Source organism: Streptomyces glaucescens (assembly GCF_000761215.1).
Taxonomy (GTDB): domain Bacteria; phylum Actinomycetota; class Actinomycetes; order Streptomycetales; family Streptomycetaceae; genus Streptomyces; species Streptomyces glaucescens_B.
In genome coordinates, this window is sequence record NZ_CP009438.1 from 4618299 (window position 1) to 4642089 (window position 23791).

Consider the following 23791-nt stretch of genomic DNA (forward strand, 5'->3'; position numbering starts at 1 on the left):
CAGGTGAGCCAGAGCAACGCGGAGGCGGTCGCGGACGCCGCGGCCCTCGTCTCCGCCACGGGGGCGGCCGGGAACTGGCGCCGGGCGACCGGGATCGCGGGCGCCGCGATAGGCGTGCTGGCCGCGGGCGCCGCCGCGGGGGTGGCGCTGGAGCGGATGACCGTGGGGCGCGGGATGCGCCGCAAGGCCCGCCTCGCCCTGGACTCGACGGGCCCGTACGGCGCGCTGCGCGGCACCCCCGGCAAGGCGTACGCCGACGACGGCACGGAGCTGTACTACGAGGTCGACGACGTCGAGCCGGACACCGGCGAGGCCGTCAGCCCGCGCCGCCGCCGGCTCTTCGGCCGCAAGGCGCCCGCGCCCGTCACGGTGGTGTTCAGCCACGGCTACTGCCTGGGGCAGGACTCCTGGCACTTCCAGCGCGCGGCGCTGCGCGGGGTGGTGCGCACCGTGCACTGGGACCAGCGCAGCCACGGCCGGTCGGGGCGTGGGGCGGCGCAGCTCCGGGACGGGACGCCGGTCAGCATCGACCAGCTCGGCCGTGATCTGAAGGCCGTGCTCGACGCCGCCGTGCCGGAGGGGCCGATCGTGCTGGTCGGGCACTCCATGGGCGGGATGACGGTGATGGCGCTGGCCGACCAGTACCCGGAGCTGATCCGGGAGCGGGTGGTCGCCGTGGCACTCGTCGGCACGTCCTCGGGGCAGCTCGGCGAGGTCAACTTCGGGCTGCCGGTCGCCGGGGTCAACGCGGTGCGCCGGGTGCTGCCCGGGGTGCTGAGGGCGCTGGGGCAGCGGGCCGAGCTGGTGGAGAAGGGACGGCGGGCCACCGCCGACCTGTTCGCCGGGATCATCAAGCGGTACTCGTTCGCTTCCCGGGACGTCGACCCGGCGGTGGAGCGCTTCGCCGAGCGGATGATCGAAAGCACCCCGATCGACGTGGTCGCCGAGTTCTACCCGGCCTTCACCGAGCACGACAAGACGGCGGCGCTGGCCCGCTTCGCCGAGCTGCCGGTGCTGGTGCTGGCCGGGGTGCAGGACCTGGTGACGCCCAGCCGGCACAGCGAGGCCATCGCCGATCTGCTGCCGGACGCCGAGCTGGTGCTGGTGCCGGACGCCGGGCACCTGGTGATGCTGGAGCACCCGGAGGTGGTCACCGACCGCCTCGCCGACCTGCTCACCCGCGCGGGTGCCGTGCCCGCAGGGGCTACCGTGGGTGGCTATGGAAGCACCAGCGGCACCGCACGACCCGGCTGAGCACGACCCGGCCCGAAACGGCCCGGCCGTCACCGAGCTGACCGTCACCTCCCCCGACCAGATGCGCGAGCTGGGCCGCCGGCTCGCGAAACTGCTGCGCGCCGGCGACCTGGTGATGCTCACCGGGGAGCTGGGCGCCGGCAAGACCACCCTGACCCGCGGCCTCGGCGAGGGGCTGGGCGTGCGCGGCGCGGTCACCTCCCCGACGTTCGTGATCGCCCGCGTGCACCCCTCGCTCGGCGACGGTCCGCCGCTCGTCCACGTGGACGCCTACCGGCTGTCCGGCGGACTGGACGAGATGGAGGACCTGGACCTCGACGTCTCGCTGCCGGACTCGGTGATCGTCGTGGAGTGGGGCGAGGGCAAGGTCGAGGAGCTGACCGACGACCGGCTGCACGTCGTCATCCACCGGGCCGTGGGCGACACGACGGACGAGGTGCGGCACGTGACGCTGACCGGGATCGGCGGGCGCTGGGCCACGGCGGACCTGAACGCGCTGACCGCCTGAGCGCCGGCGGGAGTCCGGACTCCCGGGACCGCGCCGCACGCACGCGCCGTACGGCGGCACACCCCCCGCGGATCGTCACCGACGTCCCGTCGGCATCTTCCCGACGGGACGTCGGGAAGATATTGCGCCGGGGCGGCCGGGCGTGGTCACATGGTATCCCGTTCGTAGTTAGGTCTGCCTAACCACGTCCGCCGCCAGGTCCCAGGAGGCGTCCATGCAGGCTCCGGAACGAGATGAGACGCGGCCGCGCGCGGTGCCCGCGGTGTCCATGCGCGACCTGCTGGCGTCCTGTGCGGCGGCGACGGCGGTCTCCACGCCGCCGCGCGAGCCCCGCCGGCCGGAAGCCGAGCAGCGGGGCGGGCACCGCGAGGCCGCGTGACCGCCGGACCGGCGTTCCCCCTATCGGATGACGACGACCTTCTGGCCGATCGTCGCGAAGTCCCACATCGCGTCCCCGTCGGCGCGGGACGCCCGGATCCCGCCGGCGCGGGTGCGCCGGTCCGGGGGCATGGTGGAGCCGTCCACCGCCGCGCTGAAACCGATCGTCACACCGTCCGCGTCGGCGAAGCGGACCACGTGCTCGATGAGGGCGCCGTCCGTGCCGGTGATCCGGTTCGAGCGTGACGTGACGGCGTAGACGCCGGTCTCCGGGTCCACCGTGCCCGGTGTGACGGCGAAGGTGCGCAGCACCTTGTCGCCCGGGGCCACCAGCCACACCCGGTCGTCGGCCAGCGAGTACACGACCCGCTCGCCCCGGCCCGAGCCGGCCGGCAGCGCCGCCGGGTGCCGCACGTCACGCGGCGCCTTCGACACGGCCGCCGCGGGCTTGCCGGCCCGCGGCTGCGCCAGGTCGGCCGGAACGTTCGCCGACGCCTGGTAGGCGAGGTACCCGACCGTCACCATCGCCGCCGTCGTCAGCCCGGTCACGAACCCGGCACTGCTGCTGGCCACGGGCGCCCACCTCCGTGTCGTATGTCCGAAAGATCCTGATACTTCCGTAACGGTAGGCGACGGTAGCAGCCGGGGAGCGGGGGACCGGGACTTCCGACACGGGTCCCGGGGAGCCGTAGGCTGTTGGCGTGCTCTTGCTCGCTCTGGATACCGCCACCCCCGCCGTCACCGTCGCCCTGCACGACGGCACGGACGTCATCGCCTCGTCCAGCCAGGTGGACGCGCGCCGGCACGGCGAGTTGCTGCTGCCCGCCGTCGACCGGGTGCTCACCGAGGCCGGGCTCGCGCTCGACGCCGTGACCGGCATCGTCGTCGGCACCGGTCCCGGTCCCTACACCGGGCTGCGCGTCGGCCTGATGACCGCCGACACCTTCGGCCTGGCCCTCGGCGTCCCCGTGCACGGCGTGTGCACCCTCGACGGGCTCGCCTACGCCGCCGACCTGGAAGGCCCCTTCGTCGTGGCCACGGACGCCCGCCGCAAGGAGGTCTACTGGGCCAGGTACGCCGACTCCCGCACCCGGGTGACCGGCCCGGCCGTCGACCGGCCCGCCGACATCGCCGCACAGGTCGCCGACCTGCCCGCGGTCGGCGCCGGCGCGCTGCTCTACCCGGACGTCTTCCCCCGCGCGCACGAGCCCGAGCACGTCTCCGCCGCCGCGCTCGCCTCCCTGGCCGCCCGCAGACTGGCCGCCGGTGAGGAACTGCCCGCCCCCCGGCCGCTGTACCTGCGCCGGCCCGACGCCCAGGTCCCCAAGAACTACAAGGTGGTCACCCCCAAGTGACCGGCACCCCGACCCCCCGGCTGCGCGAGATGCGCTGGTGGGACATCGACCCCGTACTCGAACTGGAGCGGGCCCTCTTCCCCGAGGACGCCTGGTCGCGAGGCATGTTCTGGTCCGAACTGGCGCACGCTCGCGGCCCCGAGGCGACCCGGCGGTACCTCGTCGCCGAGGACGGCGGGCAGGACGGCGGCGGCCGGATCGTCGGCTACGCCGGACTCGCCTCCGCCGGTGAGACCGCCGACGTCCAGACCATCGCCGTCGCCCGCGAGCACTGGGGCACCGGCCTCGGCGCCCGGCTGCTGAGCGAACTCCTGCGGGCCGCGACCGCCTTCGAGTGCGCCGAGGTGATGCTGGAGTGCCGCGTGGACAACGTGCGCGCGCAGAAGCTGTACGAGCGCTTCGGCTTCGAGCCCATCGGCTTCCGGCGCGGCTACTACCAGCCCGGCAACGTGGACGCCCTGGTGATGCGCCTGACCACCCTGCCTGACAGCGCCCCCGCCGCCGGCGCCCCCTCCGCACAAGGAACCCAGACCCATGACTGACTCACGCGACGAGCCTCTCGTACTCGGCATCGAGACCTCCTGCGACGAGACCGGTGTCGGCATCGTCCGCGGCACCACGCTGCTCGCCGACGCCGTCGCCTCCAGCGTCGACGAGCACGCCCGCTTCGGCGGTGTCGTCCCCGAGGTCGCCTCCCGCGCCCACCTGGAGGCGATGGTGCCCACCATCGACCGCGCGCTGAAGGAGGCCGGGGTCAGCGCCAGGGACCTCGACGGCATCGCCGTCACCGCCGGTCCCGGCCTCGCGGGCGCCCTGCTGGTCGGCGTGTCCGCGGCCAAGGCCTACGCCTACGCGCTCGGCAAGCCGCTCTACGGCGTCAACCACCTCGCCTCGCACATCTGCGTCGACCAGCTGGAGCACGGCCCGCTGCCCGAGCCGACGATGGCGCTGCTGGTCTCCGGCGGGCACTCCTCGCTGCTGCTGTCCTCCGACATCACCTCCGACGTCCGCCCGATGGGCGCGACCATCGACGACGCGGCCGGCGAGGCCTTCGACAAGATCGCCCGGGTGCTGAACCTGGGCTTCCCCGGCGGCCCGGTCATCGACCGCTACGCCCGCGAGGGCGACCCGGAGGCGATCGCCTTCCCACGCGGGCTCACCGGCCCGCGCGACCCGGCGTACGACTTCTCCTTCTCCGGCCTGAAGACGGCCGTGGCCCGCTGGATCGAGGCCAAGCGGGCCGCCGGCGAGGAGGTGCCGGTGCGCGATGTCGCGGCGTCCTTCCAGGAGGCGGTCGTGGACGTGCTCACCCGCAAGGCCGTGCGCGCCTGCAAGGACGAGGGCGTCGACCACCTGATGATCGGCGGCGGCGTCGCCGCCAACTCCCGGCTGCGGGCCCTCGCCCAGGAGCGCTGCGAGCGGGCCGGCATCCGGCTGCGGGTGCCGCGCCCCAAGCTGTGCACCGACAACGGCGCCATGGTGGCCGCCCTCGGCGCGGAGATGGTCGCCCGGGGCCGGGCCGCCTCCAGCTGGGACCTGTCCGCCGACTCCTCCCTGCCGGTGACCGACCCGCACGTCCCCGGACACCACCACGACCACGTGCACGAGGCCGGCGAGGAGAACCTGTACGCGTGACGGTCGCACTGATGTGGGAGGCGCGGGCGGTGCCCGGCAGGGGCGAGGAACTGCTGGCCTGGGTCCGCGCCCAGGAGCTGGACCCGGCCCCGCTGCGGCGGGAGACCTTCCGCGCCCCGCAGGACCGGGTGCTCGTCATCACCTGGTGGGACGCCGCCTACGACGCCCGGCTGCCCGAACTGCCCGAGCCGGCGGGTGACCTGGTGACCCGCGCGGTGCACCGGTGGCGGTTCGAGCCGGTGGCCTCCGGCCCCGCGGGCGGCTGAGGCTCAGCCGAGCGGCCGCACCTCCGTCTCGCAGCGCAGCGGCCGGTCCGGGCCCAGGATCCGCTCCGGTCCGGTGAGCGTCAGCTCCGCGGTGTGCCGCACGTCCGTGCTGGACGCGGCCAGACGGAGCTGGAGCGCGCCCGGCTCGACCACCCGGCGGCCGGTGCGGTCGGTGAAGGACGACAGGGCGGCCGGGAAGCGGAAGGTCACCCGGGCCGTCTCGCCGGGCTCCAGGGACACCCGCTGGTAGCCGACCAGGCGGACGTCCGGCCGGGTGACCCGGGCCACCGGGTCGTGCAGGTACAGCTGCACGACCTCGGCGCCCGCCCGGTCACCGGTGTTGCGGACGGTGACGGACACGTCGCAGGAGCCGTCGGTGCCCAGCTCCGGGGCCCCGCCGTCGAAGTCCTCCCAGGCGAACGCCGTGTACGAGCGGCCGTGGCCGAACGGGTACAGCGGGGTCGGGTCCAGGTTGCTGACCTCGCCGGCCAGGCCCAGCGGCGGCTGGAGGTACGTCCACGGCTGTCCGCCGGGGGCACGCGGCACGCTCACCGGGAGCCGGCCCGACGGGTTCACCCGGCCCGACAGCACGCCCGCCACCGCCGGGCCGCCCTCCTCGCCGGGGAAGAACGCCTGCACCACCGCGCCGAGCCGCCCGTCCCAGCGGCCGAGCGCGTAGGGGCGGCCGGTCAGCAGCACCAGGACCACCGGGACGCCGGTCGCCACCAGCGCGTCCAGCAGCTCGCCCTGCACGCCGGGGAGGCGCAGGTCCAGCGCGTCGCAGCCCTCGCCCGACGTGCCCCGCCCGAACAGGCCCGCCCGGTCGCCGAGCACGGCCACGCACACGTCGGCCTCGGCGGCCCGGGCCACCGCCTCCTCGAAGCCGGAACGGTCCGGGTCGGAGGTGTCGCAGCCCTCGGTGTAGGTGATCTTGGCGTCCGGGAGTTCGCCGCGCAGGGCCTCCAGCAGGGTGGGGATCTCGATGCCCATGGGGATCTCGGGGTGCTGGACGCCCACGTGGGAGGGGAAGGAGTAGCAGCCCAGCATGGCCAGCGGGTCGGCGGCGCGTGGTCCGACGACGGCGATCCGGGTGTCGGGGGACAGCGGCAGCAGGTCGTCCGGGTTGGCCAGCAGCACCACCGACTCCTCCGCGAGGCGGCGGGCCAGGGCGCGGTTGGCCGCCGAGTCCAGGTCGATCGGGCCGGTGGGCTCGGGCGTCCAGTCCTCGTCGAGCAGGCCCAGTTCGCACTTCTGGGTGAGGACGCGTCTGACGGCCCGGTCGATCAGCGCCTCGGGGACCTCGCCCGCCCGCACCGCCTCCAGCAGCGGCTCGCCGTAGCACTTCACGGTGGGCAGTTCGACGTCGATGCCGGCCGCCAGCGCGGCGTGGGCCGCCTCGGCGTCGGTGCCGGCGACGCGGTGCAGGGTCTGCAGGAAGCCGACGGCGAAGTAGTCGGCGACCACCGTGCCGTCGAAGCCCCACTCCTCGCGCAGCAGGCCGGTGAGCAGCCCGGGGTCGGCCGAGGCGGGCACGCCGTCGGTCTCGGTGTAGGCGGCCATCACCGAGCGGGCGCCGCCCTCGCGCAGCGCGTGCTCGAACGGCGGCAGGGTGATGTCCGCGAACTCCCGCACGCCCGCCCGCACCGGGGCCAGGTTGCGGGCGCCCGCCGAGGCGGCGTAGCCGGCGAAGTGCTTCAGCGTGGCGACGATCCCGGCCGACTCCAGGCCGCGCACGTAGGCCGCGCCGACCGTGCCCACCAGGTACGGGTCCTCGCCGATCGTCTCCTCCACCCGGCCCCAGCGCAGATCGCGCACGACGTCCAGGACCGGGGCGAGGCCCTGGTGGACGCCGACCGAGCGCAGGTCGTGGCCGATGCGCCGGGCCATCTCCTCCACCAGCGCGGGGTCGAAGGAGGCACCCCAGGCCAGCGGCACCGGGTACGCCGTCGCACCCCACGCGGTGAAGCCCGCGAGGCACTCCTCGTGCGCCATCGCCGGGATGCCGAACCGGCCCGCCCCGGCGATCCGCCGCTGGGCGCTGGCCAGGGACCGGGCGCCGGTCTCCGGGTCGACGGGGGCGGTGCCGAAGGGGCGGGTGAGCTGGCCGAGACCGCGGGTGATCAGCTCCTCCCACTCCTCCTCGGAGTGCTCGGCGGCCATGTCGTGCTGGTGCGGGGCGACACCGGCGCCGTCCGTGGCGGCGCCCACCCACACGCCGTACAGCTGGGCCGTCTTCTCTTCCAGGGTCATCCGGGAGAGCAGGTCCTCGACCCGGGCGGCGGTGGGCAGGGCGCGGTCACGCCAGGGGCTGGTCATGGAACTCCTGTCGATAACGGTGGGGTCGGAGGCCGGTGTCACTTGCCGCCCACTCCCATCAGGCCGCTGACGAGGGCGCGCCGGGCGACCAGGTAGACGGCGAAGATCGGGATGCCGGACAGGACGACCGAGGCGAGCAGCGCGGGGACGTTGACCCCGAACTGGCTGACGTAGTTGAAGAGTCCGAGGGTGAGGACCCGGGGGCCGTCCGACTGGGTGAAGATCAGCGGGAAGAGGAAGCCGTTCCACGCCTGGAGCGCGGAGTAGATCACCACCGTGCTGATGCCGCCCTTGGCGAGCGGGATCACCAGCTGGAACAGCATCCGCAGCGAGGAGGCGCCGTCCAGGGCCATCGCCTCGTACAGCTCCTCCGAGATGTCCCGGAGGGTGCCGGTGAGGATCAGCACGGACACCGGCATCGCGAAGGCCGCCGTCGGCAGGATCACGGCGGGCAGGGTGTCGTAGAGGCCGAGCTCGGCGATCAGCAGGTACAGCGGGACGACGACCGCCTGGGCGGGGATCGCCACGCCCAGCAGGAAGAGCCGGAACGCGGCGCCGGACCAGCGGTTGCGGGTGCGCACGGCCACGTACGCCAGCGGCACGGAGAGCACCAGCACCAGGCCGACGACCGCCGCCGCGACGACCGCCGTGTTGGCGAGGAGGTGGCCGAAACCGCTGTTCAGGACGGTGTTGTAGTTGTCGAGGGTGGGGTCGGGCGGAGGCTTGAGCGGGTTGCCCTCGAGCAGCTGGTCCTGGCGGGTCAGCGACGCCGAGAGCATCGCGTAGATCGGGACGAGGACGACGACCAGCCAGATCAGCGAGCCGAGGCCCGCGACCGGGTTGGCGCGCCTGGTCCAGGGCCGCCGGGCGCGGGACGTCCGCCCGGGCGGCGGGCTGGGCTCGCGGAGCTTCGCGGGACGCGGCAACGTATCGTGTGACACTTCGTCACATCCCTTCGCGGGTGCTGCGCATGGTGCCGAAACCGGTCAGCCGGACCAGCAGCAGGGAGAGACCGGTGGCCGTCACGACCAGGAAGGACGCGATGGCGCTGGCGTAGCCGAAGTCGTACGACTTGAAGCCCGCCTCGTACATCAGGTACGGCAGGATCGCCGTGTCCGTGCCGGGGCCGCCCTTGGTGAGGATCAGGACGGTCTCGAAGTACGTCAGCGAGCCGACGATGATCAGCACGCTGGACGTGGTGACGGTGTGCCGCAGCTGCGGCAGCGTGATCGAGAAGAACTGGCGCAGCGGGCCGGCGCCGTCGATGGCCGCGGCCTGGTACAGCACCTGCGGGATCTGGCGGGCGCCGCCCTGGTAGATCAGCGTGTGCAGCGGCATGAACTGCCAGCCGCCCACGAACACGATCGCGAGGAACGCCCCGCTGGAGGAGCCGAGGGTGTCCTTCTGGATGATGCCGAAGTTCGGGTCGAGCAGGGCGTAGAACAGCAGCGCGACGGCGGTCGAGGACAGCAGCAGCGGGGTGAAGAAGATCGCGGAGAGGACCGCGCGGTTGCGCTGCTTGCCCGCCGCCCAGACGCCGAGGAGCAGGGCGACGACCGTCTGGAAGAGCCAGGAGCAGACCGTCAGCAGGAACGTCAGCCACAGGGACTGGGTGATGCGCGGGTCGTCGATCAGCTTCTTCCAGTTGTCCAGGCCGACCGGCCGGGGGTCGCCCAGGCCGTCCCACTCCGTGAACGACAGGTAGAAGGCCAGGACCATCGGGACGACCGCGAAGAACGCGAAGAAGAGCACCCCGGGCAGGGCCCAGACGGCGCGCGGACGCCCCGCCCGGGCCCTGGCGGGCTTGGTGGCGGCCTCGCTCACTTCAGCCCCTTGCAGGCGGCCACGAACCGGCTCGGCGACGACTTCCCCGCGAACAGCTTGCTGATCTCGGTGTGCATCTTGGTGCCCAGCTCGTCGCCGAGCGCCTGGTCCCAGGAGAGGGTGAAGGCGGGTGCCTCCTCCACCATCTGGTACTGGAAGCGGGCGTACTCGGGGTTCGGCGCGTCACCGAGCAGCAGGGCCGCGTTCGACGTCGTCGGCACGTCGCCGTTGGCCACCAGGTCCCTGGCGTACTCGCGGGAGGCGGACTCCTTGAGGAAGGCGATCGCGGCGTCCTTGTTGCTGACGCGGGCGTTGACGGACCAGTAGTTGGTGGGGTTGCCGACCACGTTGCGGGCGTCGCCGGTGCCGCCCTCGATCTTCGGGAAGGGCGCCCAGCCCAGGTCCTTCTTCGCGAAGTCGGGGAACTTGCCGAGCTGCGTGGAGTACTCCCAGGAGCCCATCAGGTGCATCGCCGCCTTGCCCTTGGCGAAGACGGCGGGGGCGCCGCCGTTGACGTACGACACCGAGGTGAACTTGGAGCCGAACGCGCCGTCGTCGACCAGGTCCCGCACCATCTCGGCCGCCTTCAGCACCGCCGGGTCGCCCCAGCCCTCGGCGTCGCCGTCCTGGATGCGCCGGAAGACCTCCGGGCCGCCGAGCCGGTCGACCAGGTACTCCAGCCACATCAGTTCCGGCCAGATGTCGGAGCCGCCGAGCGCGAACGGGGTGACGCCCGCCCGCTTCAGCTTGGCGTTGATGTCGAGGAGCTGGTCCCAGGTGGTGGGCGGGGTCAGCTTGTGCTCGGCGAAGACGGACTTGTTGTAGAAGAGGATCACCGGCTGCATGCCGCGCATGGGGACGCCGTAGTGGCGGCCCTTGAGGTCGCCGGCCGCGAGCACCGAGGGCAAGAAGCCCTTCTTCAGCACCTCGTCGTTCTCGATGATGTCAGTGAGGTCGATCAGCTTGCCCGCCTCGACGTACGGCTTGATCGAGCCGCCGCCCCAGTTGAAGAACACGTCCGGCGCGCCGGGCGAGCCCATGGCGGTGCGCAGCTTGGGGGAGTAGTCGGAGCCGGGGATGCGCTCCAGCTTGATCGTGCCGCCCGCCTTCTTCGCCGCGGCCGACTTGTTGAAGCGGTCCACGGCCGCCTGCTGGACCTTCACCGCGTCGTCGCCGTAGACGAAGGCGGTGAGGGTGCCGCCGCCGCTGCCGGAGCCGCCGGAGGAGCCGCAGGCGGACAGGCCGGTGGTGAGCAGGGTGGTGGCGCCGGCACCGAGCACCCAGCGTCTGCTGAACGAACGTCCGCCGATGGACGTGTGGGACCCCATGGCAGCAACCTTTCGACTTTCTGGACGCCCGGAAGGGCGAATGTTTCGGGATGAATATCGAATGTTCCGGGAACCTAAGGCGCCGCGCGGGGTCCGTCAAGGGGTCGCGCAGAGATACGATCGCGGGCATGACTCCACCGGAACGCGCTCAAACCCAGACGGCACGGCGGTCCGCGCAGACCGCGACGCTCGCGGAGATCGCCCGCGAGGCGGGCGTGTCCGCCCCGACTGTTTCGAAGGTCCTCAACGGACGCGCGGACGTCGCCCCCGCGACCCGCAACCGCGTGGAGGAACTGCTGCGCGCCCACGGCTACCGGCGCCGCCGCGCCGAGTCCACCCGGTCGCCGCTCGTCGACCTCGTCTTCCACGAGATGGAGAGCGCCTGGGCGCTGGAGGTCATCCGCGGCGTGGAGAACGTGGCCCGGGACGCCGGGCTGAGCGTCGTGCTCTCCGAGAGCGCGGGGCGGCTCACCCCAGGACGGTCCTGGGCGGACCAGGTCGCCGCGCGCCGCCCGCACGGCGTCATCCTGGTGCTGTCCGAGCTCGACGAGTCGCAGCGGGCCCTGCTGACCAGCCGGTCCATCCCGTTCGTGGTGATGGACCCGGCCGGCGACCCGGGCTCCGACGTGCCGTCCATCGGCGCCACCAACTGGCAGGGCGGCCTCGCCGCCACCCGGCACCTGGTCGACCTCGGCCACCGGCGCATCGGGGCGATCACCGGGCCGTCGCGGATGATGTGCAGCCGGGCCCGGATCGACGGCTACCGGGCCGCGCTGGAGACCGCCGGGGTGCCCGTCGACCCCGCGCTGATCAGGAACGGCGACTTCCACCACGAGTCCGGCTACCGGCTGGGCCTGGAACTGCTCCGCCGGCCCGACCGACCGACGGCCGTCTTCGCCGGGAACGACCTCCAGGCGCTCGGGCTGTACGAGGCGGCGCGCGAGCTGGGGCTGCGGGTGCCGGAGGACCTCAGCGTCGTCGGGTTCGACGACTTGCCGGTCGCCCGGTGGGTGGGCCCGCCGCTGACGACCGTGCGGCAGCCGCTGACCGAGATGGCCGAGGCGGCGGCGCGGCTGGTGCTGGAGCTGGGGCGCGGGGACGAGACGACGCCGGCGGCGACGCGGGTGGAACTGGCGACGAGCCTGGTGGTGCGCAGCAGCACGGCCGCGCCCGCGGGGTCCTGAGCCGGATCGCGCGGGGGCGTCGCGCGGGGGACGTCCGCCCGGGGTGGAGCCCGGAAGGCGGCCGAGTGTGGCCGAAAGTCGCCCTATTGACGTCCCGCCTCTCCCGCCCCAACACTCCTCCGCAGCCAATCGGTTGTATGACCGAAACTTTCGGAGGCACCCGCATATGAGATCTCTGAGATCCGGCTTCTCCCTGGCGTCGGCGGTCGTCGGCGCCGCCGCGACGCTCGGCGCCCTGCTCGCCGCCGCCCCCGCCGCGCACGCCGCCGACGTACCGCTGCGCGAGTCGGCCGACGCCAAGGGAAAGGTCATCGGCACGGCGGCCGGCGGCTCCCACCTCACCGGCGCACGCGGTGAGATCACCGGGCGGGAGTTCAACTGGCTCACCCCCGAGAACGCCATGAAGTGGGAGGCGGTGGAGCCCAGCCGCGGCACCTACAACTGGGCCGAGGCCGACCGGATCGTCGACTTCGCCCAGGCCCACGGCCAGCAGGTCCGCGGTCACACCCTGGTCTGGCACAGCCAGAACCCGAGCTGGCTCACGGGCGGCTCCTTCACCCCGGCCGAACTGCGCACCATCCTCCAGAACCACATCTCCACCGAGATGACCCGCTACAAGGGCAAGGTCGCCGCCTGGGACGTCGTCAACGAGGCGTTCAACGAGGACGGCACCTACCGCCAGTCCCTCTGGTACACCGGCCTCGGCACCGACTACATCGCCGACGCGCTCACCTGGGCCCGCGCCGCCGACCCCGCTGCCAAGCTCTACATCAACGACTACAACGTCGAGGGCGTCAACGCGAAGAGCACCGCCCTGTACAACCTGGTCAAGTCCCTGAAGGAGCGCGGCGTCCCGATCGACGGCGTCGGCCTGCAGGCCCACCTGATCCTCGGCCAGGTGCCGTCCACCCTCCAGCAGAACATCCAGCGCTTCGCCGACCTCGGCGTGGACGTGGCCATCACCGAGCTGGACATCCGCATGCAGCTCCCGGCGACCCAGGCCAAGCTGGCCCAGCAGGCCGCCGAGTACAAGGCCGTCATGAACGCCTGCCTCGCCGTGGCACGCTGCACCGGCGTCACCGTCTGGGGCTTCAACGACGCCGACTCCTGGGTCCCGGACGTCTTCGACGGCTACGGCGCGGCCACGCCGTACGACGAGAACCTCGCGCCCAAACCGGCGTACTACGCCATCGCCGAGTCGCTCGGCGGGACCGGCCAGCCCGGCCCCGGCGACGGCTGCAAGGCGACGTACAGCGTCGTCAGCCAGTGGAACACCGGCTTCACCGGCCAGGTGCGGATCGACTGCGCGGGCACCGCGCTGGCGTCCTGGAAGGCGAACTGGACGTTCGCCGCGGGCCAGCGGATCAGCCAGGCGTGGAACGCGAACTGCACCCAGTCCGGCACCGCGGTGAGCTGCTCGAACCTGTCCTACAACGGGACGGTCCCGGCGGGCGGTTCGGTGACGTTCGGGTTCAACGGCACGTGGAGCGGGAGCAACCCGGTGCCGGTGGTGACCCTGGGGTGAGACGGGGTGACCCCGCGGTGATGGGCGGCCGCGGAATCTGAGATTTCCCCAAGAAAAGACGATCCGGCGTTTCTCCTCGCCATAATTCGGACTTATGTTCCTCCGTGTGGCGGGACTTGACGAACACGGGGACGAGGGCAGACCGGTGGGCCGGCGGTCACGATGGCTGAGGACCGCCGGCCTGGCCCTCACCGCGCTGCTGATCCTGGGCGCCGGAGCGGCCGGCTGGGTCTACTGGCAGCTCAGCGACAACATCACCGGCGTGGACATCGACCACGCCCTCGGCGACGACCGTCCCTCGCGGGCGACGGGCGGCCCGTCTCCCGGCGCCCCCGCGCTGCCCGGCGGCCCGCTGAACCTCCTCGTCCTCGGCTCGGACTCCCGCGACGGCGCCGCCAACCGTGAACTGGGCGGCGGCGAGGGCGGCAGCGCCCGGTCCGACACGGCGATGGTCGTCCACCTCGACGCGGGACGCACCGCGGCGACCGTGGTCAGCATCCCGCGCGACACCCTGGTCACCCGGCCGGCCTGCCCGCTCGAGTCCGGCGGCGAGTCGGCCGCGGCGGACGGAGTGATGTTCAACAGCGCCTACGAGGTGGGCGGCCCGGTGTGCGCGGTGAAGACCGCCGAGTCGCTGACCGGCGTCCGGATGGACCACTACGTCGAGATCGACTTCGCCGGCTTCGCGCGGCTGGTCGACGCGCTCGGCGGGGTCACCGTCACCACCGAGGAGGACATCGACGACGACCTCAGCCGGCTGCGGCTGGCGGCCGGCACCCACCACCTCGACGGCGAGCAGGCGCTCGGCCTGGCCCGCACCAGGCACGGCATCGGCGACGGCAGCGACCTCGGCCGGATAGGGCTCCAGCACGCCCTGGTCAAGGCGCTGCTGGCGCGGGTCTCGGAGATCGGCCTGTTCGCCGACCCGGCACGGCTCTACGACGTCGCCGACGCGGTCACCGGCAGCCTCACCACCGACACCGGCCTCGACTCGCTCGGCGAGCTGACCGGCCTGGCCCGGACCCTGCGGGACCTCCCGCCGGACGCGGTCACCACCCTGACCATGCCGGTCACCCCGGCCCCCGCCGACCCCAACCGGGTGGTGGCGAAGGCCCCGGAGGCGGACCGGCTGTGGGCGTCGCTGCGGTGAGACGCGCCTTCGCGGAGCGGACGGGCACTGCCGGGCAGACCCCAGGGCCCGTCGGCCGGATCGTCCCGGCGTCGCGGGGCCGGCCGGAGGGCGCCGCACCTCACAGCCGGCCTGATCCGAACGACAGGCCCTAGTCCTCGGCCGTCCCCGGGGAGCAGGGCCGGCGCAGCAGGCCGTCCAGGACGCGTTCGAGCTGTTCCCGGATGTCGTAGCCGGCCTTCACCTTGTGCCAGCGGTCCGACAGCTCGGCCAGCCGCGGCAGTTCGGCCGCGTCGTCCTCGGTGATCAGGTCGGGGAAGAGCGGCGTGCGGCCGGGGTCGGCGGCGCGGCGGGCGTCGGCGCGCCGGAAGACCAGTGAGCCGTGGATGACGTACCAGAGCGTGTGGTAGGCGTGCACCGCCTCCTCGGGGCTCAGCCCGCAGGCGATCGCCGAGTCGATGATCTCCTCCGCCGTCCACCACGCCTCCTTGTCGGTGAGGTCGCCGAGGGCGAGGACGTCGACGACCCAGATCATCTCGGCCAGCACGTCGTGCATGTGCACGGCGGTGACGAGGATGCGCTCGCGCGGATCGTCGGGCAGGGACGGGCGGGGGACGGCCGCGGCCATGCCCGTCAGGGTGAGCATGAGCAACTCGACCTTGTCGCGGACGTGGTGGTACAGCGCCATCGGGGTGGCACCGACCTCCTTGGCGATCCGCCGCATGGAGACCGCCTCGACGCCCTCCTCCAGGATGATGCGCCGCGTCACGTCGACGATCTGCCCCGCCTCGATCCGGCGCGGGCGGCCCCGTCGGCGCGCTCCCAAGCTGTCTGTCGTCGCCACGGAGACCATTGTTCCGCGCTGCATCGGCGGTGTCGGGGCCGTCCGATCTGTGGGAACGTACTACGGCAGAAAACGACCGAAGACTGTCGACATGTGGGCCGATCCGGGCGTTCTTCTGATCGGCGTACCACCGGCAGGAAGCCTTATGGATCCGGCCGTTCGCGCCGGGGGGTCACCCGGCGTCACCCCGGTGCGGACGCCCCAGCAGCATGGCGGGCGCACCCGCCACCCGGGTGAGGAAGACGGTCACCGCGGCGCTGCCGTGCGGCTTGGGCAGCACCTTCCGCCGCAGCTCCTCGGGTTCGACGGCCGACCCCCGCTTCTTCACGGTCAGCACGCCCACCTCCCGCTCCCGCAGCAGCGCCTTGAGCTTCTTGACGTTGAAGGGCAGGTGGTCGGTGATCTCGTAGGCGGTGGCGTACGGCGTCTCCCGTACCTCGTCGGCGGTGACGTACGCGATGGTCGCGTCGAGCAGCCCCCCGCCGACCTGTTCGGCCACCTCGGCCACCAGGTGGGCGCGGATGACCGCACCGTCCGGCTCGTACAGGAACCGTCCGACGGGCCGCACCTCCGGGTCGGCGAGCCCGCGTCCGGTCAGGGTGCGCGGCCCGGGCAGCAGGGTGGCCCGCACCAGGCCGGGCCCGGTGCCGAACCACAGCACGGCCTCCTTCACGTCCCCGCCGTCCGAGATCCACTCCGCCTCGGCGGCCTGCGGCACCGCTTCGTGCGGGATGCCGGGAGCCACCTTGAGGGCGGCGTGCGGGGCCCGCAGGGCGGCCTCGACGGCCCAGGACAGCGGCGGCGAGTAGGCCTCCGGGTCGAAGACGCGGCCCCGCCCGCCGCGCCGCGCGGGGTCGACGAAGACGGCGTCCCAGCCGTCCGTCGCGACCTCGGTGACGTCCGCCTCGCGCACCTCGATCAGGTCCGCCAGCCCCAGTTCCTCGGCGTTCGCCCGGGCGACGGCCGCCGTCAGCGGGTCCCGGTCGACGGCGAGCACCCGGATCCCGGCCCGTGCCAGCGCGATGGCGTCCCCGCCGATCCCGCAGCACAGGTCGGCCACGGAGGTGACGCCCAGCTCCCGCATCCGCCGCGCCCGGTACGCGGCGACGCTCGCGCGGGTCGACTGCTCGACCCCGTTGGGGGTGAAGAACATCCGCCCGGCGTCCTCGGCCCCGAACTTGGCGACCGCCCGCTGCCGCAGCCGCGCCTGCCCGAGCGCCGCCGACACCAGCTCGGCCGGGTGCTCGCGGCGCAGCCGGGTGGCGACGGCCAGTTCCCGGGCGGGGTCGGTGCCGCGGACCTCGTCGAGGAGGGCGCCGCCCTCGGGGGTGCGCAGGGCGTTCAGTGCGTTGACCGGGTTGTTCACCGGCCCATTGTCGGCCAGTCGGTGGACGGTGTGCCGCCGGCGGCGGTGTCGGCCCGGGACGGAGGGGTGGTGGCTGGGAAGATCCGGCACCATGCGACTAGTCGTACAAAATGAAAAAAGCGGGACGTATGCCACCCGCCCGCGCCTCGCGCGCGCCGCCCGCCTCCGCGCCGCGCGCACCACCCGCCTGCTTGCCGCGCGCGCCGCGTACGCCGCGCGCCTGCGCGCCGGTGCCGCCGTGCTCGCCGCCGCGGCCCTCGTCTCCGGCTGCGGGCCGGGCGGCGACGGCGAGCAGGCCCGCCCCGCCGCCGGCCAGGAACCGCCCCGGCACAAGTCCGCCGCCGACGCGCTCGACTCCTACGCCTCCCGGCTGCGTGCCGAGCATGCCGCGCGCGTCGCCGCCGCGAAGCGCTGGGGCCTGCGCAGGGTCCCGCTCACCGCCCCGCCCCCGCCGGCGAAGAAGCCGCGCATCCGGACCCGGGACGGCTTCGAGGTCGACGGCCACCGCGAGGAGAACCTCCCCCCGGTGTTCACCACCGTCCCCACCCGGCACAAGGTCGTCTTCCTCACCATCGACGACGGCGCCGAGAAGGACCCGGCGTTCCTGCGGATGATGAGCGAGCTGAGGATCCCGTACACCGCCTTCCTCAGCGACTACCTGGTCAAGGAGGACTACGGCTACTTCAAGCGCATGCAGGACCGGGGGGCGCCGCTCAACAACCACACCCTCCACCACCCCTACCTGCCCGCCCTGTCCTACGCCCGCCAGAAGCGCGAGATCTGCGGCATGCAGGACGTCATCGAGCGGCGCTACGGCAAGCGCCCGCTGCTCTTCCGGCCGCCCTTCGGCAACTACGACCGCGACACCCTGCGCGCCGCCAAGACCTGCGGGATCACCCATGTGCCGCTGTGGAACGAGGAGGTCTTCGTCGACCGGTGGGAATACCGCGAGTGGGACCGCAGGATCCGCCCCGGCGACATCGTCCTCAGCCACTTCCGCGGCAGGGACGACTGGAAGGGCACCATGCCCGACATGATCCGCCGCTTCCTGGACAAGGTCACCGCCGAGGGGTACGCCGTGGCCCGCCTGGAGGACTACCTGTGAGGGCGCGGCGGGCCGGTGCGTGCGCCCTGCTGCTCCTCCTGGCGACCGGCTGCGCGGCGGCCCAGGAGGGCGCACCGGGCTCCGCCGCCCACCGCGCGGCCCCGTCCGTCCCGCCGCACCTGCGCTGGGGCCTGACCGCCCCGCTGCCGCCGCCCCCGCCGCCGAGCGTGCGGCCGCCCGCGCGCTCCGGCCCGCCCGCGGCCGGCCTCCCGCCGGTCGTCGACCGCGTGCCCACCCGCGACGAGGTCGTCTTCCTCACCTACGACGACGGCGCCGAGAAGGACCCCCGCTTCGTCGACCTGGTGCGCGAACTGCGCCTGCCGGTCACCATGTTCCTCACCGACAGCGTCGCCGGACCCGGCTACGGCCACTTCGCCCGCCTGCGCGCGGTCGGCGCCGGCCTGCAGAACCACACCCTCGACCACGCCGCCCTGCGTGGCCTGCCGTACGCCGGCCAGCGCGCCGAGATCTGCGGGCAGCAGCACAAGCTCCGGGCCCGCTTCGGCGTCCGCCCCCACCTCTTCCGCCCGCCCTACGGCGCCTACGACGCCACCACGCTGCGGGCGGCGGCGGACTGCGGCATCCGTGCGGTGGTCCTCTGGCGCGCCACCATGACCGCCACCGACCTGGCCTTCACCGAGGGGGCCCGCCGCCTCCACCCCGGCGACATCGTCGCCGTCCCGGCGACGGAGACCCTGAAGCCGAGCCTGAAGGAGCGGACGGTGCGCCTGCTGCGCCGCATCCAGGAACAGGGCCTGACGGTCGGAAAGCTGGACGACTACCTGTGAGACGCCGGCGCGCGACGGCGGACGCGCCACGACGGGCGCGGAACGACCGGCGCGGAACGACCGGCGCGCGCCCCGGGGCGGGGGACGCGCCGCACCGCAATTGGCACTCCGCTTGACCGAGTGCTAATCGCGGTCATAGTCTCGGCTCTGGCACTCCCCCCTGGAGAGTGCCAAACAAGCGACGGGCAGGTCCGGCACCCGCGACGACGGATCGACCTGGTCGCCACCTCAGACAGTTAACCCCGTGAGATCTCCGAAGGGGGAGGTCGGATCGTGACGACCGCCAGCTCCAAGGTTGCCATCAAGCCGCTCGAGGACCGCATCGTGGTCCAGCCGCTGGACGCCGAGCAGACCACGGCCTCTGGCCTGGTCATTCCGGACACCGCCAAGGAGAAGCCCCAGGAGGGCGTCGTCCTGGCCGTGGGCCCGGGCCGAGTCGAGGACGGCAAGCGCGTCGAGCTCGACGTGAAGGTCGGCGACGTCGTGCTCTACAGCAAGTACGGCGGCACCGAGGTGAAGTACAACAACGAGGAGTACCTCGTCCTCTCGGCTCGCGACGTGCTCGCGATCATCGAGAAGTAAGCCGTCACCTCGACGCGAAGAGCTTTGCCACTGCGCCCCTGGTTCCCGCGACCCTAAGAAGCCGGGCGCCCGGGGCGCAGTCACTTTTTCACCCACATTCGAGAGGGCTCACGCTGTCATGGCGAAGATCCTGAAGTTCGACGAGGACGCCCGTCGCGCCCTCGAGCGCGGCGTCAACAAGCTTGCCGACACGGTCAAGGTGACGATCGGCCCCAAGGGCCGCAACGTCGTCATCGACAAGAAGTTCGGCGCTCCCACCATCACCAACGACGGTGTCACCATCGCCCGCGAGGTCGAGGTCGAGGACCCGTACGAGAACCTCGGCGCCCAGCTGGTGAAGGAGGTGGCGACCAAGACCAACGACATCGCGGGTGACGGCACCACCACCGCCACCGTGCTGGCCCAGGCCCTGGTGCGCGAGGGCCTGAAGAACGTCGCCGCCGGCGCCTCCCCGGCCGCCCTGAAGAAGGGCATCGACGCCGCCGTCAAGGCCGTCTCCGACGACCTGCTGGCGACCGCCCGCCCGATCGACGAGAAGTCCGACATCGCCGCCGTCGCCGCGCTGTCCGCCCAGGACCAGCAGGTCGGCGAGCTGATCGCCGAGGCGATGGACAAGGTCGGCAAGGACGGTGTCATCACCGTCGAGGAGTCCAACACCTTCGGTCTCGAGCTGGACTTCACCGAGGGCATGGCCTTCGACAAGGGCTACCTGTCGCCGTACTTCGTGACGGACCAGGAGCGCATGGAGGCCGTCCTCGACGACCCGTACATCCTCATCCACCAGGGCAAGATCTCCGCCATCGCGGACCTCCTGCCGCTGCTGGAGAAGATCATCCAGTCGAACGCGTCCAAGCCCCTGCTGATCATCGCCGAGGACGTCGAGGGCGAGGCCCTGTCCACCCTCGTCGTGAACAAGATCCGCGGCACCTTCAACGCCACCGCGGTGAAGGCCCCCGGCTTCGGCGACCGCCGCAAGGCGATGCTCCAGGACATGGCGGTCCTCACCGGCGCCACGGTCATCTCCGAGGAGGTCGGCCTCAAGCTCGACCAGGTCGGCCTGGACGTGCTCGGCTCCGCCCGCCGCGTCACCGTCACCAAGGACGACACCACGATCGTCGACGGCGCCGGCAAGTCCGAGGACGTGCAGGGCCGCGTCGCCCAGATCAAGGCCGAGATCGAGAACACGGACTCCGACTGGGACCGCGAGAAGCTCCAGGAGCGCCTCGCGAAGCTGGCCGGCGGCGTGTGCGTGATCAAGGTCGGCGCCGCCACCGAGGTGGAGCTGAAGGAGAAGAAGCACCGTCTGGAGGACGCCATCTCCGCGACCCGCGCCGCGGTCGAGGAGGGCATCGTCTCCGGTGGTGGCTCCGCGCTCGTCCACGCCGTGAAGGTGCTGGAGGACAACCTCGGCAAGACCGGCGACGAGGCCACCGGTGTCTCCGTCGTCCGCAAGGCCGCCGTCGAGCCGCTGCGCTGGATCGCCGAGAACGCCGGCCTGGAGGGCTACGTCATCACCTCCAAGGTCGCCGAGCTCGACAAGGGCCAGGGCTTCAACGCCGCCACCGGTGAGTACGGCGACCTGGTCAAGGCCGGCGTCATCGACCCGGTGAAGGTCACCCGCTCCGCCCTGGAGAACGCCGCCTCCATCGCCTCCCTCCTCCTCACGACCGAGACCCTGGTCGTCGAGAAGAAGGAAGAGGAGCCGGAGCCGGCGGGCCACGGCCACGGTCACGGCCACGCCCACTGACCCGACACCCCCGCAGAAGGCCCCAGCCACCCCCGAGGCGCTGGGGCCTTCCCCTTTCGGGGGCGTGGGGAGGTTCGGCAGGACTTCGGCCGCCCGTCGGCGCGGATGGCCCGACTGCTTTCCCGAGATGCTGAGCGGCCGCGATCAACGCGCTCATGGGGCGGGGCCCGCGCCGCGAGCGGAGGGTGCGGTGCACATCCGGTGCAGGAAGGAGGCCCGGCGCCTGGTGGTGCCGGGCCTCCCGTTCCCCTCGCGGGTCTTTCGCGTACCCCGCGGGCACGCACGTGTCGCGTCAGCGCTCCAGCTCGTCGAAGACGCCCAGTTGCTGCATCAGGCCCAGCCGGTCGTACTCCCACCAGCCCTCGGCGAGCTTCCCGTCCCCGCCGCACCGGAAGACCGTCGTCCCGCTCATCGAGACCTCCTTGCCGGTGGCCGGGATCCCCAGGAACTCGCCCTTGTGCCTGCCCTTCCAGTACCAACGGGCGCACACCCGGTCGCCCTCGGCGATCAGGTCCTCGATGCTGAACTCGAAGTCGAAGCCGTCCCGCCACATCCGCATACCGCGCCGGACGCGGTCCATGCCGATCGCGTCCTCCACGTTCGCCGGATCATGGTCGTGGTAGTGCTCCGACAGCACCTCGCCCAAGGGTGGCAGTTCCCCGCCGGGTGTGGCCAGCAGCTCGAAGAACCGCCGCACCGTGGCGGTGGCCAACTGCTCGTCCCGCACCACGTCGAGGTCGGTGAACGTGGGCATCTCGTCGCAGAGGGCCACCATCTCCCGGAAGATCCGGTCCGTCTCCGGCAGATGGGAGTTGCGCATCGCCTCTTCGTAGGAGGGGAACTCCACGATCTCGATGAAGTGCGACGCGTCGGACCGGTCCTTGCCGATCACGTTGTGCGTCGCCGTCCGTTTCCCCTTGGTCTGCTCGACCCACTCGTCCATCAGCCGGTTCATCTCGTCGAACCGGCCCGTCTTGCAGTCGATGAGCTGTACGAACGTCATGGTGCCGCCTCCGGCCCCCCTCGAAGGTCCGGGATCAGCACCATTGTCCTCCCCTGCCGCCGGGCGGACACCCCCTAGCGCTGCGTGCGGTGCTCCGGTCCGTACTTCCGCCCCGCCCGGGAGCTGATCCCCCCGAGCAGGCCGCGCGGCACCAGCTTCGTCGCGCCCAGCAGCACCTTGTAGCGCGGGTCCGGCACCGACAGGGACTTGCCGCGGGCCAGGTCCGCCAGGGCGGCGGCGACGAGCTTGTCCGCGTCGAGCCACATCCAGCCGGGGATGTTGTCCGTGCCCATCCCGGCCCGCTGGTGGAACTCGGTGCGCACGAAGCCGGGGCACAGCGCCATCAGCCGGACGCCGCTGCCCGCCAGGTCCCTCGCGGCGCCCTGGGTGAACTGCACGACCCACGCCTTGGAGGCGCCGTACGTCCCGCGCGGGACGAAGGCCGCCACGGAGGCGACGTTGATCACGCCGCCGCGCCCGCGCTCGCGCATCGCCCCGGCCGCCGCGGAGGTCAGCCGCAGTACGGCCTCGCAGTGGACCTTGAGCATCCTCAGCTCGTCGGCCGTCGGCACGTCGAGATAGCGGCCCTTGTGGCCGAAGCCGGCGTTGTTGACCAGCAGGTCGACGGGGTTCTTGCGGTCGGCCAGCCGGGCGGCGACCGCCTCGATGCCGTCGTCGGCGGCCAGGTCCGCCGTCAGCACCTCGGCCTCGATGCCGTGCCGGTCGTGCAGTTCGGTCGCCTGTTCCCGGAGGCGCTTGGTGTCCCGCGCCACCAGGACGAGGTCGTGCCCGTCAGCCGCCAGCCGCCGTGCGAAGGCGGCGCCGATTCCCGCGGTCGATCCCGTAATCAGAGCCGTTGTCATGCGGCAAGCGTAGTGACCCGGACGGACGGCGTCCGCTCCCGTGACGTCCGTTCAGATGCTGTTCGCCCGGCCTTGCCCGGTCCCGTCCGGGCTGTCCGTCCGTCCCCCGCTCGGCCCGCCCGCCCCGTACTTCTCCAGGTACGCGCGGGCCACCGCCAGCGCTTCCGGGTGCAGGGCCGCGCCCGCCGCGGGCAGCAGCGGCAGCAGTTCCCGTTCGGTGGTGACCGCGCGGAACTGGAGGGCGACCGTGATGTCGTGGCCGGGACGGTGGACGATCTCCACCGCGTCGCCCGCGCGGATCTCGCCCGCCTCGATCACCCGCAGGTACGCCCCCGGAGCCGCCCGCCGCGTGAACCGCTTCACCCAGCCCTGTTCACCCATGTGGCCCTGGAAGGTGAGGCAGGGGATCCGCCCGGAGGTGACCTCCAGGACCACCCGCGGCCCGACCCGCCAGCGCTCACCGATCAGGGCGCCGGAGACGTCGACGCCCGAGGTGGTCAGGTTCTCGCCGAACGACCCGTTCGTCAGCGGCCGGCCCAGCTCGCGCTCCCAGGCGTCGAGGTCCTCCCGGGCCATCGCGTACACGGCCTGGTGGTCCCCGCCGTGATGGCGCACGTCGCAGACCGCGTCCCCCGCGAGCCCGCTCGCCCCGGACCCCTTGGTGCCGGGCGCCGCCACGCGGACCGGACCGTCCGCGGGACGCTTGTCGATGCCGGTCAGGCCGTCGGGCTGGTCGGTGTACGGCACGGCCCGGGGCCGGCCCAGGTTCACTGACAGAAGCCTCATGGCCG

Annotated in this window: 24 protein-coding genes; 14 read left to right on the forward strand and 10 right to left on the reverse strand. The window is 72.8% G+C overall.

The window, feature by feature from the left end; genetic code table 11:
• The first annotated feature begins 3 nt into the window (after positions 1–3).
• The 3 genes from SGLAU_RS20105 (at position 4) to SGLAU_RS35700 (ending at position 2141) form a co-directional block, all read left to right on the forward strand.
• Positions 4–1254 carry an alpha/beta fold hydrolase gene (locus SGLAU_RS20105; RefSeq protein WP_043506833.1) on the forward strand — a complete coding sequence of 417 codons (1251 nt, stop codon included), beginning with the start codon at positions 4–6 and terminating at the stop codon, positions 1252–1254.
• The gene (gene tsaE / locus SGLAU_RS20110; protein WP_043503364.1) at positions 1220–1762 is read left to right on the forward strand and encodes a tRNA (adenosine(37)-N6)-threonylcarbamoyltransferase complex ATPase subunit type 1 TsaE; all 543 of its coding nucleotides are present in this window, start codon (positions 1220–1222) and stop codon (positions 1760–1762) included. The genes SGLAU_RS20105 and tsaE overlap by 35 nt, the downstream gene beginning before the upstream one ends.
• 214 nt (positions 1763–1976) lie before the next feature.
• Positions 1977–2141: a hypothetical protein gene (locus tag SGLAU_RS35700; protein ID WP_167551856.1), complete on the forward strand. Its 165-nt coding sequence runs from the start codon at positions 1977–1979 to the stop codon at positions 2139–2141.
• Between the two features lie 20 nt (positions 2142–2161).
• Here the strand turns inward: SGLAU_RS35700 and SGLAU_RS20115 are convergent, their stop codons facing one another.
• Positions 2162–2713 carry a L,D-transpeptidase gene (locus tag SGLAU_RS20115; RefSeq protein WP_043503366.1) on the reverse strand — a complete coding sequence of 184 codons (552 nt, stop codon included), beginning with the start codon at positions 2711–2713 and terminating at the stop codon, positions 2162–2164.
• A 128-nt stretch (positions 2714–2841) separates the two neighbouring features.
• Between SGLAU_RS20115 and tsaB the strand changes: the two genes are divergently transcribed.
• From tsaB to SGLAU_RS20135, 4 genes are read left to right on the forward strand one after another with little or no spacing between them, the layout of a single operon-like run.
• The gene (gene tsaB / locus SGLAU_RS20120; protein WP_043503368.1) at positions 2842–3495 is read left to right on the forward strand and encodes a tRNA (adenosine(37)-N6)-threonylcarbamoyltransferase complex dimerization subunit type 1 TsaB; all 654 of its coding nucleotides are present in this window, start codon (positions 2842–2844) and stop codon (positions 3493–3495) included.
• A 29-nt stretch (positions 3496–3524) separates the two neighbouring features.
• On the forward strand, positions 3525–4037 hold the full coding sequence (gene rimI / locus SGLAU_RS20125; RefSeq protein ID WP_043506836.1) for a ribosomal protein S18-alanine N-acetyltransferase: 513 nt from the start codon (positions 3525–3527) through the stop codon (positions 4035–4037).
• Positions 4030–5130: a tRNA (adenosine(37)-N6)-threonylcarbamoyltransferase complex transferase subunit TsaD gene (gene tsaD / locus SGLAU_RS20130; protein WP_043503370.1), complete on the forward strand. Its 1101-nt coding sequence runs from the start codon at positions 4030–4032 to the stop codon at positions 5128–5130. Before rimI ends, tsaD begins: the two co-directional genes overlap by 8 nt.
• Positions 5127–5396 carry a hypothetical protein gene (locus tag SGLAU_RS20135; RefSeq protein ID WP_043503371.1) on the forward strand — a complete coding sequence of 90 codons (270 nt, stop codon included), beginning with the start codon at positions 5127–5129 and terminating at the stop codon, positions 5394–5396. Before tsaD ends, SGLAU_RS20135 begins: the two co-directional genes overlap by 4 nt.
• Positions 5397–5399: 3 nt before the next feature.
• Here the strand turns inward: SGLAU_RS20135 and SGLAU_RS20140 are convergent, their stop codons facing one another.
• The 4 genes from SGLAU_RS20140 to SGLAU_RS20155 are packed head-to-tail and all read right to left on the reverse strand — an operon-like array spanning position 5400 to position 10864.
• Positions 5400–7712 carry a glycoside hydrolase family 3 N-terminal domain-containing protein gene (locus SGLAU_RS20140; protein WP_043503373.1) on the reverse strand — a complete coding sequence of 771 codons (2313 nt, stop codon included), beginning with the start codon at positions 7710–7712 and terminating at the stop codon, positions 5400–5402.
• A gap of 38 nt (positions 7713–7750) precedes the next feature.
• On the reverse strand, positions 7751–8653 hold the full coding sequence (locus tag SGLAU_RS20145) for a carbohydrate ABC transporter permease (RefSeq protein ID WP_043503376.1): 903 nt from the start codon (positions 8651–8653) through the stop codon (positions 7751–7753).
• Positions 8654–8657: 4 nt separating this feature from the next.
• On the reverse strand, positions 8658–9551 hold the full coding sequence (locus SGLAU_RS20150; protein ID WP_052413829.1) for a carbohydrate ABC transporter permease: 894 nt from the start codon (positions 9549–9551) through the stop codon (positions 8658–8660).
• Positions 9533–10864 (reverse strand): ABC transporter substrate-binding protein, encoded by a 1332-nt coding sequence (locus tag SGLAU_RS20155; protein WP_043503379.1) that lies wholly within the window; start codon positions 10862–10864, stop codon positions 9533–9535. The genes SGLAU_RS20150 and SGLAU_RS20155 overlap by 19 nt, the downstream gene beginning before the upstream one ends.
• A gap of 128 nt (positions 10865–10992) precedes the next feature.
• Here SGLAU_RS20155 and SGLAU_RS20160 point away from each other — a divergent pair, with 128 nt between their 5' ends.
• The 3 genes from SGLAU_RS20160 to SGLAU_RS20170 all read left to right on the forward strand — a co-directional run bounded on the left by SGLAU_RS20160 (position 10993) and on the right by SGLAU_RS20170 (position 14723).
• On the forward strand, positions 10993–12048 hold the full coding sequence (locus SGLAU_RS20160; RefSeq protein ID WP_043503381.1) for a LacI family DNA-binding transcriptional regulator: 1056 nt from the start codon (positions 10993–10995) through the stop codon (positions 12046–12048).
• A 166-nt stretch (positions 12049–12214) separates the two neighbouring features.
• On the forward strand, positions 12215–13573 hold the full coding sequence (locus SGLAU_RS20165) for an endo-1,4-beta-xylanase (protein ID WP_043503383.1): 1359 nt from the start codon (positions 12215–12217) through the stop codon (positions 13571–13573).
• Positions 13574–13667: 94 nt separating this feature from the next.
• Positions 13668–14723, forward strand: a complete 1056-nt coding sequence (locus SGLAU_RS20170; RefSeq protein WP_043503386.1) for an LCP family protein — start codon at positions 13668–13670, stop codon at positions 14721–14723.
• Between the two features lie 130 nt (positions 14724–14853).
• Here the strand turns inward: SGLAU_RS20170 and SGLAU_RS20175 are convergent, their stop codons facing one another.
• Positions 14854–15555, reverse strand: coding sequence for a TetR/AcrR family transcriptional regulator (locus tag SGLAU_RS20175; RefSeq protein ID WP_052413830.1), 702 nt, complete (start codon positions 15553–15555; stop codon positions 14854–14856).
• A 163-nt stretch (positions 15556–15718) separates the two neighbouring features.
• A complete protein-coding gene (locus SGLAU_RS20180; protein ID WP_412556240.1) occupies positions 15719–16912 on the reverse strand; it encodes a THUMP-like domain-containing protein in 1194 nt (397 codons plus the stop codon).
• A gap of 91 nt (positions 16913–17003) precedes the next feature.
• Here SGLAU_RS20180 and SGLAU_RS20185 point away from each other — a divergent pair, with 91 nt between their 5' ends.
• The 4 genes from SGLAU_RS20185 (at position 17004) to groL (ending at position 21134) form a co-directional block, all read left to right on the forward strand.
• Positions 17004–18017 carry a polysaccharide deacetylase family protein gene (locus SGLAU_RS20185; RefSeq protein WP_412556241.1) on the forward strand — a complete coding sequence of 338 codons (1014 nt, stop codon included), beginning with the start codon at positions 17004–17006 and terminating at the stop codon, positions 18015–18017.
• Entirely contained in the window at positions 18014–18805 is a 792-nt protein-coding gene (locus tag SGLAU_RS20190) for a polysaccharide deacetylase family protein (RefSeq protein WP_043503389.1), read from the forward strand. The genes SGLAU_RS20185 and SGLAU_RS20190 overlap by 4 nt, the downstream gene beginning before the upstream one ends.
• A gap of 273 nt (positions 18806–19078) precedes the next feature.
• Positions 19079–19387: a co-chaperone GroES gene (gene groES / locus SGLAU_RS20195; RefSeq protein WP_043443103.1), complete on the forward strand. Its 309-nt coding sequence runs from the start codon at positions 19079–19081 to the stop codon at positions 19385–19387.
• 118 nt (positions 19388–19505) lie between these two features.
• Entirely contained in the window at positions 19506–21134 is a 1629-nt protein-coding gene (gene groL, locus SGLAU_RS20200) for a chaperonin GroEL (RefSeq protein ID WP_043503390.1), read from the forward strand.
• Between the two features lie 292 nt (positions 21135–21426).
• Here groL and SGLAU_RS20205 read toward each other — a convergent pair whose 3' ends face one another.
• From SGLAU_RS20205 to SGLAU_RS20215, 3 genes are all read right to left on the reverse strand, one after another.
• Positions 21427–22137, reverse strand: a complete 711-nt coding sequence (locus tag SGLAU_RS20205; protein WP_043503392.1) for an ester cyclase — start codon at positions 22135–22137, stop codon at positions 21427–21429.
• A gap of 74 nt (positions 22138–22211) precedes the next feature.
• On the reverse strand, positions 22212–23000 hold the full coding sequence (locus SGLAU_RS20210; protein WP_043503393.1) for an SDR family NAD(P)-dependent oxidoreductase: 789 nt from the start codon (positions 22998–23000) through the stop codon (positions 22212–22214).
• Positions 23001–23051: 51 nt separating this feature from the next.
• Positions 23052–23786, reverse strand: a complete 735-nt coding sequence (locus SGLAU_RS20215) for an MOSC domain-containing protein (RefSeq protein WP_052413831.1) — start codon at positions 23784–23786, stop codon at positions 23052–23054.
• Positions 23787–23791: the final 5 nt, after the last annotated feature.

Bases quoted from the DNA above. Each gene is read 5' to 3' on its own strand.
- SGLAU_RS20205 (WP_043503392.1), bottom strand. From the start codon at position 22,137: ATGACGTTCGTACAGCTCATCGACTGCAAGACGGGCCGGTTCGACGAG.
- SGLAU_RS20170 (WP_043503386.1), top strand. From the start codon at position 13,668: ATGTTCCTCCGTGTGGCGGGACTTGACGAACACGGGGACGAGGGCAGA.
- SGLAU_RS20140 (WP_043503373.1), bottom strand. From the start codon at position 7,712: ATGACCAGCCCCTGGCGTGACCGCGCCCTGCCCACCGCCGCCCGGGTC.
- tsaE (WP_043503364.1), top strand. From the start codon at position 1,220: ATGGAAGCACCAGCGGCACCGCACGACCCGGCTGAGCACGACCCGGCC.
- SGLAU_RS20210 (WP_043503393.1), bottom strand. From the start codon at position 23,000: ATGACAACGGCTCTGATTACGGGATCGACCGCGGGAATCGGCGCCGCC.
- rimI (WP_043506836.1), top strand. From the start codon at position 3,525: ATGCGCTGGTGGGACATCGACCCCGTACTCGAACTGGAGCGGGCCCTC.
- SGLAU_RS20165 (WP_043503383.1), top strand. From the start codon at position 12,215: ATGAGATCTCTGAGATCCGGCTTCTCCCTGGCGTCGGCGGTCGTCGGC.
- SGLAU_RS35700 (WP_167551856.1), top strand. From the start codon at position 1,977: ATGCAGGCTCCGGAACGAGATGAGACGCGGCCGCGCGCGGTGCCCGCG.
- groL (WP_043503390.1), top strand. From the start codon at position 19,506: ATGGCGAAGATCCTGAAGTTCGACGAGGACGCCCGTCGCGCCCTCGAG.
- SGLAU_RS20155 (WP_043503379.1), bottom strand. From the start codon at position 10,864: ATGGGGTCCCACACGTCCATCGGCGGACGTTCGTTCAGCAGACGCTGG.
- SGLAU_RS20175 (WP_052413830.1), bottom strand. From the start codon at position 15,555: ATGGTCTCCGTGGCGACGACAGACAGCTTGGGAGCGCGCCGACGGGGC.
- SGLAU_RS20215 (WP_052413831.1), bottom strand. From the start codon at position 23,786: ATGAGGCTTCTGTCAGTGAACCTGGGCCGGCCCCGGGCCGTGCCGTAC.
- SGLAU_RS20185 (WP_412556241.1), top strand. From the start codon at position 17,004: ATGCGACTAGTCGTACAAAATGAAAAAAGCGGGACGTATGCCACCCGC.
- SGLAU_RS20160 (WP_043503381.1), top strand. From the start codon at position 10,993: ATGACTCCACCGGAACGCGCTCAAACCCAGACGGCACGGCGGTCCGCG.
- tsaD (WP_043503370.1), top strand. From the start codon at position 4,030: ATGACTGACTCACGCGACGAGCCTCTCGTACTCGGCATCGAGACCTCC.